The sequence below is a fragment of the Streptomyces sp. NPDC023527 genome, from assembly GCF_055560115.1.
In genome coordinates, this window is record NZ_JBVHJJ010000011.1 from 95,239 (window position 1) to 108,067 (window position 12,829).

Here is a 12,829-nt window from a genome sequence, read left to right on the forward strand (position 1 = left end):
AACGGCGTCGTCAACGCCTGGATCAACAACGGCGGCACAGGCCACGGCGGCTGGACCGAACAAGGCACCTTCGCCACCGGCGTCGGCGAACCCGGAGACAAAGTCCGCTTCGCCGACATCAACGCCGACGGAAAAGCCGACTACCTCATCCTCCACGACGACGGCGGCATCAATGCGTGGATCAACAGCGGCGGCTGGACCGAACAGGGCGTCTTCGCCACCGGCGTCGGCGAACCCGGGAACAAGGTCCGGACCTAGGAAGCCCCTCTGGATTGCGACAGAGAGTCAGTGATCTGCGCCACGCAGAGATGGCAGCGACTGGTCGCATGAGCTCGAACCATGCATGAGCCCATACGAGCTCGCAGCAAAAGCTGTGACCGGAACTTCTCGTGCAGTGACCACTCACCGTATAAGATGAGCGCTTCATGCTCATTCGTTCCACTGCCGCCGCCCGTTTTAGGCGGACTCGGCCAACACGCTGTACAGCCTGTGCTCCGGCCACGCATGCCGACCGGGACACAGGCGTTTCTGCGGGCCCTGGAGATCGCACCTTCAGGGCCCGCGCCACGCTCTCGTAAGGCCCTGCGACGCAACCGACGCCACAGGATTTCGCCTGCTCGTCACCTGGGATAGCCGACAGTGAGTCTGATAACCCCCACCCCCACCGCCAAGCCGTCCGGCAAACCCGCCACCTCAAGGGTGCGTCTGGACTCGCTGACAGGCTTGCGGTGGTACGCGGCGCTGCTCGTCGCCTGCTTTCACTTCGCCTACGAGGAGGCATCCTCCGGCACCTCCCTGCACGTCTTCAGGCTGAAGGAAATCGTCTACGCCGGCCCCTCGGCGGTGTCCTTCTTCTTCATCCTCTCCGGATTCGTGCTCGCCTGGTCGGCCCGCCCCCGCGACACCGTCACCGGATTCTGGCGGCGCCGCTTCGCCCGTATCTACCCGAGCCATCTGGTGACCTTCTGCGTCGCCGTGGTGACGATGGTCTGGATGGGCAAGTCCCTCGACCTTCGCATCGCCCTGGCGAACCTGAGCCTGACCCAGTCCTGGATACCCGACCGCAAGGACTGGTGGTTCAACTACAACGGTGTCTCGTGGTCGCTGAGCTGCGAGTTCCTGTTCTATCTGTCGTTCCCACTGGTGATAAAGCTCGTCCGGCGGTTCTCCGACCGTGGCCTGTGGGCGACGGTCATCGTGGGTAACCTGCTCGTCGTCCTGGCCCCGCTGTACATGAAGTCCGTCGAGCGGGCCTTCGACCTGGATCCGAAGTTCCTGCTCTACGTCTTCCCGCCCACGCGGCTGATGGAATTCGTCATCGGTATCGCCGTCGCGCTGCTGGTGAAGAACGGCGCCTGGCGCGGTCCCGGTCTGACCGCCAGCCTCGCCCTGGCCGTCCTGGTCGTTCTCGGCCCGACCCACGTGATGCCCTTCGACTTCCACTGGGCCGCCGACACCGTCATCCCGTACACCCTCACCATCGCCGCGGCCGCGCGCGCCGACGTCCGAGCAGAGCCTTCCCCTTTCAGGAATCGGATCAACGTGTACCTGGGTGAGGTCTCCTTCGCCTTCTACCTGGTGCACGAGATCGTCATCTTCAGCATCGACCACTTCCTGAACACCCACCACCTCAAGATTCCCTTGGCCCTGCACCTGGGCCTGTTCTTGGCGGTGTCCTTCCTCGGGGCGGTGCTCGTGCACGAGTACGTGGAGAAGCCCGGCGTGAAGCTGCTGACCCGTAGCCGGAAGAAGTCCCTACCGGTCACGACCTGACCACAGAGGTGGTGACGGGCGGCGGCGCTACTTCAGCGCCCCCGCCGTAAGCCCCGCCTGGACCTGCCGCTGGAAGACGATGTACGCCGCCAGTACCGGGAGCATCGCGATGACCAGGCCCGCGAAGAGGCCCGACCAGTCGCCCTTGTAGCCCTGGCTGACGGCGAGGGCTACAAGGCCCTGGGGCAGGAGTTTCTTGTCCTCGTCGCCGACGTTCAGGACCGCCGGCAGCAGGTACTGGTTCCACTGGCCCAGGAAATTGAAGATGCCCACGCTGATCAGGCCCGGCTTGGCCATCGGCAGCATGACCTGGAAGAAGGTCCGGGTGTGCGAGGCGCCGTCGATGATGGCGGCCTCGGCGACCGAGGACGGCAGCGTTCGGAAGAAGCCGCTCAGGAAGAAGATGGTGAAGGGCAGCGAATAGGCGATGTAGACCAGGATCAGGCCGTGGTAGGTGTCCAGCAGCTGCATGTTCTTCATGACGAAGAACAGCGGGACCAGCGCGAGGATGACCGGGAAGCTCATCCCGCCCACGAAGAGGAAATAGATGAAACGGTTGCCGGGGAATTCGAAGCGGGCGAGCACATAGGCCGCCATGGACCCCAGCAGCATCGTCCCGAAGAGCGAACCGGCCACCACGATCACGGAGTTGAGGAAGTACTCGCTCATGTGGGCCTGGGACCACGCGCGCGACCAGTTCTCCGCGTGCAGGCTCGACGGCGGCGACCAGGGCGAGGTGAAGATCTCCTTGTCGTCCTTGAAGGAGCTCATCACCGCCCACAGCAGTGGCAGGGTCACCATCAGCCCCCACAGGATCAGCACGCCGTGCGAGAAGACGTTGAGGACCCCGCCCTCACTGCCCAGCCGCCCCTTGGGCGAGTCGACGGCCGGGAGGTCCGAGAGCTCTTCCTGCGCGGTCACGGTGCTACCCCCAGGTCGGTCGGGAAGGTGTCGGGCAAGGTGGTGCGCGAGCACGCGCTACGGAGGGCCCCGGGCATCAGAACTCCAGGCGTTCGCGCCGGCCGAGCTTCATCACGACGCCCGCGAAGATCATGGTGACGATGAGCAGCGCGACCCCGAGCGTGGTGGCGTAGCCGGCCTGTCCGTCGCGGAACGCCTTGGTGTAGAGGAAGTACGAGAGCACCTCGGTGGAGTAGTCCGGCCCGCCGGGGCCCACGGTCATGATCTGGACGACGGCGAAACCGTCGAGCGCCATGATGCCCATGTAGACCCAGCCGGTCTGAACGGTGTCCCACAGCAGCGGCAGGGTGATCCGGAAGAAGGTCTGGACGCGGTTGGCGCCGTCGAGCAGCGCCGCCTCGTAGAAGTCCCGGGGAATCGAGCTCATGCCGGCGGAGAACAGCACGACGTAGAAACCGACGTTGCTCCACACCATCACCGCCATCACGCACCAGAGGGCGAGCTGGGGATCGCCGAGCCAGTCGGGTCGTACGGAATCCAGGCCGATCGCGTCGAGGAAGGAGTTCAGGGCGCCGCTGTTGGGGTTGTAGGCGAACTGGAAGAGCAGCGCGACGATGGCGATGGACAGGACCTGCGGGAAGAAATAGACGACCTTGTACAGCCCCGAGCCGCGTACGCCGGCGACCGCCGCGTTCTTCCGGCGGCGGCCCCCGACGTTGAGCATGAAGGCGAAGAACAGGCCGAGTCCCAGTGTCACCAGCGGCAGGACGAGCAGCAGGAGGACGTTGTGGCCCAGGGACTTCCAGAAGACGTCGTCCTCAAGCATCTTCCGGTAGTTGTCGAACCCGACCATCGAGAAGTCGGGGCTCAGTCCGGTCCAGTCGGTGAAGGAGTAATAGATGGCCTGGACGAAGGGCGAGATGACGAAGATGCCGTAGAGCGCCAGGGGCAGGACCAGGAACCCCACGATGAACCGGTACTTACCGTGCTGCATTTCCACCGACCTCGATCTGCCGCCACGGGTGACGCCGCTGGTGACGCGGGTTCACTTGTGCTTGTACTTCTTGATCGAGCTGTCCTCGCGGGCCTGGTCGGCGAACCTCTGGATCTTTGTGATCGCCTCGTCCGGGGTCATCCGGCCGGCCATCATCTCCCCCAGCGCGGCGACGCCGATCTTCTCCTTCTGCAGGGCGACGTACCAGTCCTGGATGCGCGGATTGACGACGTTCTCACCGGCCTTGGTGAGCGCCTCCTGCGAGGAGGCAAGACCCGGCGGCAGGGTCAGGCCCTCGGTGCCGCCGTTGAGCGAGGTGAGCGAGGAGACCTGCTTGATGAAGTTCTGCGAGGACTTCTTGCCCAGCATGATGCGGAGCAACTCCATGCCGCCCTGGGGGTTCTTGGCCGCCTTGGGCACGATGAAGGGCTCGCCGCCGGAGGCCCAGATGGTGCCGAAGGGCAGCTTGTCGGTCTTGGCGTCGAGGCTGGACGGGGCGCTGACCGCCATCTTGAAGTCCGCGGGCGTCGTCTTCTTCGACTCGTTCTCCACCCATGAGCCATTGGGAATGAAGAGCGCCTTTCCCTGGTTCCAGGCGGTCTGCGACTCGATGTGCGTCAGCCCTGGGGTGCCCCGCAGGATGTAACCCTTCTTGTAGAGCTCGTAGTACGCCTCGAATGCGGCCTTGACGGCCGGGTCCTTCCAGGCGTTCGGCTCCAGGTTGTCGATTCTGTCCAGGACCTCCTTGCCCCCGATCTTGGCGATGAAGGGGTAGAGGCTGAACGGCAGGTAGTACGGATACTTCCCCGGGTAGGTCCAGCCGGCGATGCCCTTCTTCTTCGCCTTCTCGCAGAGCGCGAGCATCTCGTCCCAGGTCTGCGGGTATTGCGCGTCGAGCTTCTCCAGATTGGTGCGCGAATACCAGACGCCGTAGACGGTGTAGGCGTAGTAGAGGATCCACGTCTCCTCGCCGTCGAAGCGGCCCATCTCCACGACGCCCGGCCGCAAGGTGTCGCGGACCTTCTTGCCCGGGTCGTCGATGGAGGGCGCGTCGAGCAGGGCGTTGAGGTCGGTCAGCTGCTTCTTGCCGACGAGCGTGCCCATGTCCATTTGCTTGGCACCGGAGTTGTCGATCAGGTCGGGCGGCGTGCCGCCGTTGAAGCGGGGCTGGAGCTGGGTCTGGATCTCCTGCGTGGCGGCGTGCCTGACCTGTGCCTTGGGATACGCCGACTTGTATTCGGCCTCGGCGTCCTTGGCGTACTGCTGGCCGAATCCACCGTCGAAGATGACGATGTCGAGGGGCGCCGACTCATTGACGGCCAAGGGGTTCTTGGCGCTCTTCTCGCCCTTGTCGACCTTGTTGTCGCTGTCACTGTCACCGCTGGCGCAGGCGCTCAGCACACTCATCGTCGGTACCGCGATCAGACCGATCGCCGCGGCTCGCTTGATCAGGTCGCGCCGGCTGAATTCCGATGTGGATCCCATGCTCAAGTCCTCGCCTTCTCCAGGACTCAGGCGGTGTGACGGACTTCCCCTTGCGAACTGGCCATCGACGAAGGGCCCGACACCGCGGGTCAGTTGAAGCTTGGTGTGCTGGGTGTGCGCCGGGATCGGTGACGTCCGCGACGGCGCATCGAACCGCCGCCCTCCCCCCGGATCCGCCGCGGCGACCTACGGTTGCCCCGGACGCCGACAGGTATAGTCCACTCCTCACCAACTGGGCAAGATCGAGAGCGTCATTGACCGCCAGTCTTTCCCGAGTTGAGACCTCCCCGACCTACGGCGTCCGCACGGCGACACCAATATCGGGACCCTTGACACCACTGGCGTCTCACGCCCTACTTATCTTTGCGCGACGCAGGTGACAACGTTGTCAGTTTCGTTGAGAGGCTTGGGATGCGGCAGAGACAGCGACAAGGGCCCCGACACCGCCGGCGTCACCTCACCCGCTCCCTGGCGGTCCTCACGGCCGCCCTCTTGGTGACGGTCACTCAGATGGCGCAGGGGTCTTCCGCGGTGACCACCGCGACCGCCCGGGCCAAGGCCCCCGCCGAGCACTTCTCCTCCTCCTTCGAAGCAGGGCAGCCGCAGCCCGATTGGCGCAACACCGTCGACACCGACCCCTCCGGCCGCAAGCGATCGGCCGGCGTCGACGGCCAGGACGTCCGCGGCATCCCCGGCAATGTCTCCGACCGGGTGCTCGCCGTCCGGGCGAGCGGCGAGAACGCGGGCTCGAACGAGGGCAAGGAGAATCTGATCGACGGCGAGCCCACGACCAAATGGCTCGACTTCGAGAAGACCGCCTGGCTGGAATTCGAGCTCTCCGAGCCGGTCGAGGTCGTGCGGTACGCGCTGACGTCCGCCAATGACGCCCCCGGCCGGGACCCCCGCGACTGGACACTCCGGGGCTCCGCGGACGGCCGGAGCTGGACGGCCCTGGACAGCCGCGAGGACCAGACCTTCGAGAAGCGCCTCCAGACACGGGAGTTCTCCTTCACCGGCGCCACCCCCTATCGCCACTACCGGCTGGACATAGCCCGCAACGGTGGCGAGGACATCACCCAGCTGGCCGAGGTGCAGCTGGCGACGGCCGACACCGGCGCTCCCCCGCCCTCCGACATGCGCACCCATGTCGACCGCGGCCCCACCGGCTCCCCCGCGGCCAAGGCCCACGCGGGCTTCACCGGCACCCACGCCCTGCGCTACGGAGGCGTCCATCAGGCCACCGGCCACGCTTATTCGTACAACAAGATTTTTGATGTGAATGTCAAGGTCACCAGCAGGACCCAGCTGTCCTACAAGATCTTCCCGTCGATGCCCGAGCCGGACACGCGCTACCCCGCCACCCGGGTGGCCGTGGACCTCCTCTTCACCGACGGCACCTCGCTGAGCCGGCTCAAGGCCGTCGACCAGCACGGCGCGCCGCTCACCCCGCAGGGCCAGGCCGAGTCCAAGACCCTCTACGCCAATCAGTGGAACAACAAGGAGTCCCGCATCGGCGCGGTCGCCGCGGGCAGGACCGTCGACCGCGTACTCGTCGCCTACGACGCCCCGTCCGGCCCGGCGCGCTTCCGCGGCTGGGTCGACGACATCTCCCTCGCGCCCGCGCCCGCGGAGAGCACGCCGGCGCATCTGGCGGACTACGCCGTCACCACGCGCGGCACGCATTCCAGCTCGCTCTTCTCGCGCGGCAACACCTTTCCCGCCACCGCCGTCCCCCATGGCTTCAATTTCTGGACCCCCGTGACCAAGGCGGCCTCGACGGACTGGCTGTACCAATACGCCGCCGCCAACAACGCGGACAATCTCCCCACCCTCCAGGCGTTCAGCGCCAGCCATGAGCCGAGCCCCTGGATGGGCGACCGGCAGACCTTCCAGGTCATGCCCTCCGTCGCGAGCGGCACCCCCGCCGCCGGACGCACCGCCCGTGCCCTCCCCTTCCACCACACCAACGAGACCGCGAAGCCGCACTATTACGGCGTCACCTTCGACAACGGCCTCAAGACGGAAATCGTCCCCAGCGACCACGCCGCGATGATGCGATTCACCTTTCCGGGTGGCAATTCCAACGTCATTCTTGACAATGTCAGGAACCAGGGCGGTCTGAGAATCGACCCCGAGCACCGCACCTTCACGGGCTGGTCCGACGTCCGGAGCGGCCTGTCCATCGGCGCCGGCCGGCTGTTCGTCTACGGGATCTTCGACGCCCCGGTCACCGCCAGCGGCAAGCTCAAGGGCGACGCCGGGGGCGGGGAGGACAGCGTCACCGGCTATCTGCGCTTCGACGCCGGCCGGGACCGTACGGTCACACTGCGCATCGCGACCTCGCTCATCGGCGTCGAGCAGGCGAAGGCCAATCTCGCGCAGGAGATCCCCGACGGCACCTCCTTCGACCGCGTCCGCGACCGCGCCCGCGCCGCCTGGGACACCGTCCTCGGCCGCGTCGAGGTCAAGGGCGCCACCCGGGACCAGCTCACCACGCTCTACTCCGGCCTCTACCGCCTCTACCTGTATCCCAACTCCGGGTTCGAGAACACCGGCACCGCGGGCCGTCCGCTGCACCGCTACGCCAGCCCCTTCTCGCCGCCCGTGGGCGAGTCCACGCCGACCCGTACCGGCGCGAAGATCGTCGACGGCGAGGTCTACGTCAACAACGGCTTCTGGGACACCTACCGCACCACCTGGCCGGCCTATTCCCTGCTCTCCCCCAAGAGCACCGGAAAGCTCGTCGACGGCTTCGTCCAGCAGTACAAGGACGGCGGCTGGATCTCCCGCTGGTCCTCCCCCGGCTACGCCGACCTGATGACCGGCACCAGCTCGGACGTCGCCTTCGCCGACGCGTACGCCAAGGGCGTGGACTTCGACGCCGAGACCGCGTACGAGGCCGCGCTGAAGAACGCCACCGTGGCACCCACCAACCCGGGTGTCGGCCGCAAGGGCATGGAGACCGCTGTCTTCCAGGGCTATACGAGCACCAGGACGCGCGAGGGCATGTCATGGGCGCTGGAGGGCTATCTCAACGACTTCGGCATCGCGCGGATGGCCAAGGCCCTGTACGCCAAGACGCACAAGGCGCGCTATCAGGAGGAGGCCGACTACTTCCTGAACCGCGCCCGTAACTACGTCAAGCTCTTCGACCAGCGGATCGGCTTCTTCCAGGGCAAGGACACCGACGGCGCCTGGCGGCTGCCGCCCCAGCAGTACGACCCGCGCGTCTGGGGTCACGACTACACCGAGACCAACGGCTGGAACTTCGCCTTCCACGCCCCGCAGGACACCCGGGGCCTGGCGAACCTCTACGGCGGCCGGGCCGGCCTGGCCAAGAAGCTCGACACGTTCTTCAGCACCCCCGAGACGGGCGCGCCGGAGTTCGCCGGTTCGTACGGCGGCACCATCCACGAGATGACCGAGGCCCGTGACGTGCGCATGGGCATGTACGGGCACAGCAACCAGGTCTCGCACCACATCGCGTACATGTACGACGCGACCGGGCAGCCCTGGAAGACACAGGCGAAGGTCCGCGAGGTGATGTCCCGGCTCTACCTCGGCAGCGAGATCGGCCAGGGCTATCCGGGCGACGAGGACAACGGCGAGATGTCGGCCTGGTACCTCTTCAGCGCGCTGGGCTTCTATCCCCTGGTGATGGGCAGCGGGGAGTACGCGATCGGGTCGCCGCTGTTCACCGAGGCCACCGTCCACCTGGAGAACGGCCGCGACCTGGTGGTGAAGGCGCCGCGCAACAGCGCCCGCAATGTGTACGTGCAGGGGCTGCGGGTCAACGGCAAGAAGTGGACCTCCACGGCGCTGCCGCACTCCGCGCTGGCGAACGGCGGCACGCTGGAGTTCACCATGGGTCCCCGCCCGTCCACCTGGGGCAGCGGCGCGGACGCCGGCCCCACGTCCCTCACCGGGGGTGCCAAGGCACCCACGCCGGACGGCGATGTGACGAGGCCCGGTGGATCGCCGCTGACCGACGACACCTCGGCCACGGGCGACTCCTTCACCGCGGCTCCGCTGGAGGTGCCCTCGGGCGTCAAGGTGTCCTCCTACACGCTCACGTCGGCCGAGCGGGCCCAGGCCCCCGGCGGCTGGGTCCTCAAGGGCTCGGCGGACGGCGTGAGCTGGAAGGAGGTCGACCGGCGCGCGGGCGAGTCCTTCGCCTGGGACCGGCAGACCCGGGTCTTCGCGGTCCGCTCCCCCGGCGCGTACCGCCACTACCGGCTGGAATCGGCGAGCGGTCGGAGCACACTCGCCGAGATCGAACTATTGGGGCCGAGATCGGCACAAAGTGATTGACACGTAAAGAAATTGTGAAACGATCTAGGGGATCCAGTGGCGCGCCCGACCGGGCGCGCCACTTTTCACTCTTGATTTCATGGGAGACCCACGTGGCTCACCTTCCCGGCCGCACGCGCGGACGCGCCCTGCGCCGTCTCGCGACGGCGGCCATAGCCACCGCCCTGGTCGGCGTCACCGCCGGTCAGGCCCTGGCCGACAGCCCCTCGTCCGCCTCCGCCGCGGCCGAGCGGGCGGCCAAGCTGTCCGCCGACACCTCCGCCAAGCACCGCTCCGAGGCACTGCGCGGCGAGGCCAAGTCCGGTGACTACCCGAAGTCCGGCGCGCAGGCCCCCAAGGCCGCCCCGCGCCTGGCGGCCCCGCGCAAGGGCGTCAAGGCCGACGCCCCGACCGCCGAGGCGCCGTTCTTCCCGCTGAGCGCCGTCAACTCCGACGAGCTGTACTTCTACTGGCCCGACGGCAAGGGCGGCATCACGCCCCGCGAGTACGTCACCAACGGCTGGAACAAGATCAACGCCGCGGCGCGGGTCGACCACAACCGCGACGGCGTCTCCGAGAGCCTCTACGTCCGTGACGCCGCGCAGAACATCGTGTACGCCACCGCGGACGGCGCGAACGTCGTCGCGGACGACTGGGGTCAGTACGACCAGTTCATGTCCCCGGGCAACCTGGGCGGCGGCAGCGAGTCCGACATCCTGGTCCGTGACCGCGAGGGTGTCCTGTGGCTCTACCTGGCCTACCCCGACGGCACCCTGACGGGCCGTAAGAAGGTCGGACCGGGCTGGGGCCAGTTCACCCAGATCGCCGGCCGCGGCGACCTGACCGGTGACGGCAGGACCGACATCGTCGCCCGCGACAAGGACGGCGTGCTGTGGCTCTACAAGGGCACCGGCGACTACACCAAGCCGTTCGAGACCAAGCAGCGCATCGGCGGCGGCTGGAACCAGTTCAACCAGCTGGTCGGCACCGGTGACGTCGACATGGACGGCCGCGCCGACCTCGTGGCCCGCGACAACGACGGCGCCCTGTGGCTCTACCGCGGCACGGGCAACGCGTCCCAGCCGTACGACTACAAGGTCAAGATCGGCAACTCGGGCTGGAACCAGTTCCGCCTGCTGTTCTGACGCCGCCTCGGGCAGGTGGACCCGCCCGGGGACACCTGCCCGTACAGCGACGCGCGGAGGACCCGCGGCGCCCGCGTAAGGCCATGTGTGCCTCGCGCGGGCGCTCGCCCGACGGTCCCGCCCGCGCTTCCCGCCCCCGCCGTGGGCGTCCTCGATCCGCGCTGTCAGGCGCGGCGGCGGAAGGCCAGGCGGAAAAGTGACCGCACGGGCCGTGCCAGCGCGAGCGTCAGCCCGGCGAGAGGAAGCGTGAGCAGCACGACCTGGAGGAACGCCGACACCATGCCGAGGACCGGGTAGCCGGAGGCCCCAGCGTTCCGCACCAGCAGGTCGATCGTCCGCCAGTCCGCCCGCAGCAGCTGCGGCAGATTGACGAGCACCATGCCCAGCTGAAGTGTCAGCGCCGGTACGAGGAACATGACCCACACCGCGACGACGATCTGCGGCCGGCTCTTGAGCGCCCGGAGCCGGTCGTCCTGTGGGCGCCGGAGCACGACCCGCCTGAGGATGGGCGCGATGTATTTGAAGAGGTCGGGAATGCCGACCAGGTCGGCGATGATGTAGTAGCCGTCGAACCGCAGCGTGGGAAGAAGCTGCTGGAACATTTCCAGGTGGACGGAGAAGATCGCCACCAGCAGGAGTGGGCTGCCGGTCACCCCGTACAGGGCGAGCAGGCCCAGGACGAAGAGCGCGTTGAAGTAGACGCCACCTAGGTCGGCCCGGATGCGGCCCGCGCGGCCCAGCCGGTACGAATTGGTGATGTCGGTGTAGAAGGCGGGCCACACCAGATAGATGCCGCACCCCATCTCGCCGGGGCGCACGCCTCCGTAGCGGCACGCCGCGCCGTGGCCCATCTCGTGGAACACGCAGGAGACGATGGCCAGCAGGACGACGAGCAGTACGCTGCCCGGGGACGAGAGCACTTCCCGCAGCGCGGCGCCGGTGTCCTGCGACATCCACAGCCACACCTCGCCGCCCACGAACGCCCCCAGGGCGAGGACCACCCACAGCGGCCGGAACAACCAGGCGAAGAGGCCGGAGAGCAGCCATGTGGCCCGCTCCGGCAGCACGGCCAGCCGGAAGCGGAAGGCTAGGAACGGGTCCTTCTTGGGCGTGGGGGGTGGCGGTGAGCCGTCGCTGTACGTCGTGAGTCCGAGCGGGGCGAGCTTCTTGTCGATGAGGAACGCGACGTGTTCCGCGGTGAATCCTCGGCCCGTCTCACGGCTGAGTCGCTCGGCCACCCGCTCCATGGCCGGTTCCCCGCCGGGCAGGGCGTTCAGCGCCCGGACGACCTGGTAGAGCAGGGGCGGGAGCCGGACGATCTGGCCGTCGGGACGGCAGACCAGGTGAGGCGGCTCGCGGTAGCCGGAGTCCTCGAACTCGCCGACCAGTTCCATGCCGGCCACCAGTGTGGGCTCCGACAGTGACATTGGGCGCTCTCCGTGAAGGTGGCGGGCGGACGGCCTGCGAAGGGACGGGGAAGGACCGGAGGCTGCCGGCCCTCCCCCGAGCGCGTACGGCGAGCGCTACGCGATCAGTGGCTCGAGATCGCCGAAGGCATACAGGTCATGCTGGTGGTCGGGTTCGTCGACGGCAGGCCGAGCGAGCCGAGCAGGCCCGGCGTCCCCTGGCGGTCCACGGCCTGGCAGGCGGACAGGGCCGTGGTGCCGTGGTCGCTCGGGGCCGGGGCGAACACGCCGCCGCCCGAGCTCGTCGCGGAGCTGCTGCTGGAGCTGCCGGCACCGGCACCAGCGCCACCGTCGCCGGGGTCGCCGAAGCCGAGCGGGGCGGCGATGACGCCCATGACAGTGCGCTCGGGCAGCACCTCGCCCATGACGTTGTCGAGTTCCTCGAAGCTGATGGCGTTTTCCATTTCCGTACCTCTTCTCGAAAAGGCGGTCAGCGGCCGGAGATGGCCGCAGGAATACACGTGGTGCTGTAACCGGGGTCGCTGGAAGCCAGTCCCAGGAGAACGAACAAGGGAGGACTGCCCGCGTTCTGCCGGTATTGACAGGCGTAGGCCACTGTCGTCCCGTGGTCCGACTTCACCAGCGTCGGATACACGGGCTGGTCGGAACCTGCCGACAGCAGCACGCTCGAGAGCGCGATCCGCGGAGGAAGCTCCTCACCGGAAAGCCGGCCGAGCTCCCCGAAGGTAACGGCGGATTCCACTGTTTGCTCCCTCCCCTTCGTCCCGGGCGGGAGCCTAACCCGGAGAAGAATG

9 protein-coding genes and 1 pseudogene are annotated in these 12,829 nt (G+C 67.5%); 4 read left to right on the forward strand and 6 right to left on the reverse strand.

The genetic code is table 11. The features are described 5' to 3' along the window. Positions 1-258: pseudogene (locus ACZ303_RS22160) on the forward strand (esterase); the annotation flags it as partial. Positions 259-639: 381 nt separating this feature from the next. Then, on the forward strand, positions 640-1,773 hold the full coding sequence (locus ACZ303_RS22165) for an acyltransferase family protein (protein WP_467341561.1): 1,134 nt from the start codon (positions 640-642) through the stop codon (positions 1,771-1,773). A 27-nt stretch (positions 1,774-1,800) separates the two neighbouring features. On the opposite strand, the gene ACZ303_RS22170 is transcribed toward ACZ303_RS22165, so the two are convergent. The 3 genes from ACZ303_RS22170 to ngcE form a co-directional block, all read right to left on the reverse strand. After that, positions 1,801-2,694 carry a carbohydrate ABC transporter permease gene (locus tag ACZ303_RS22170; protein ID WP_467341563.1) on the reverse strand — a complete coding sequence of 298 codons (894 nt, stop codon included), beginning with the start codon at positions 2,692-2,694 and terminating at the stop codon, positions 1,801-1,803. Positions 2,695-2,770: 76 nt separating this feature from the next. Next, a complete protein-coding gene (locus ACZ303_RS22175) occupies positions 2,771-3,688 on the reverse strand; it encodes a carbohydrate ABC transporter permease (protein WP_467341565.1) in 918 nt (305 codons plus the stop codon). A gap of 51 nt (positions 3,689-3,739) precedes the next feature. Next, a complete protein-coding gene (ngcE, locus tag ACZ303_RS22180) occupies positions 3,740-5,173 on the reverse strand; it encodes an N-acetylglucosamine/diacetylchitobiose ABC transporter substrate-binding protein (protein ID WP_467341567.1) in 1,434 nt (477 codons plus the stop codon). Positions 5,174-5,584: 411 nt separating this feature from the next. Here ngcE and ACZ303_RS22185 point away from each other — a divergent pair, with 411 nt between their 5' ends. Together ACZ303_RS22185 and ACZ303_RS22190 are read left to right on the forward strand one after the other, a co-directional pair. Next, a complete protein-coding gene (locus ACZ303_RS22185) occupies positions 5,585-9,484 on the forward strand; it encodes a GH92 family glycosyl hydrolase (RefSeq protein WP_467341569.1) in 3,900 nt (1,299 codons plus the stop codon). A gap of 92 nt (positions 9,485-9,576) precedes the next feature. Next, complete coding sequence (locus ACZ303_RS22190; RefSeq protein ID WP_467341571.1) at positions 9,577-10,608, forward strand: FG-GAP repeat domain-containing protein; 1,032 nt, start codon at positions 9,577-9,579, stop codon at positions 10,606-10,608. A gap of 164 nt (positions 10,609-10,772) precedes the next feature. Here ACZ303_RS22190 and ACZ303_RS22195 read toward each other — a convergent pair whose 3' ends face one another. The 3 genes from ACZ303_RS22195 to ACZ303_RS22205 all read right to left on the reverse strand — a co-directional run bounded on the left by ACZ303_RS22195 (position 10,773) and on the right by ACZ303_RS22205 (position 12,777). Continuing rightward, a complete protein-coding gene (locus ACZ303_RS22195) occupies positions 10,773-12,035 on the reverse strand; it encodes a hypothetical protein (protein ID WP_467341573.1) in 1,263 nt (420 codons plus the stop codon). Positions 12,036-12,139: 104 nt separating this feature from the next. Then, a complete protein-coding gene (locus ACZ303_RS22200; protein WP_467341575.1) occupies positions 12,140-12,478 on the reverse strand; it encodes a hypothetical protein in 339 nt (112 codons plus the stop codon). A gap of 26 nt (positions 12,479-12,504) precedes the next feature. Continuing rightward, positions 12,505-12,777 (reverse strand): hypothetical protein, encoded by a 273-nt coding sequence (locus ACZ303_RS22205; RefSeq protein ID WP_467341576.1) that lies wholly within the window; start codon positions 12,775-12,777, stop codon positions 12,505-12,507. Positions 12,778-12,829: the final 52 nt, after the last annotated feature.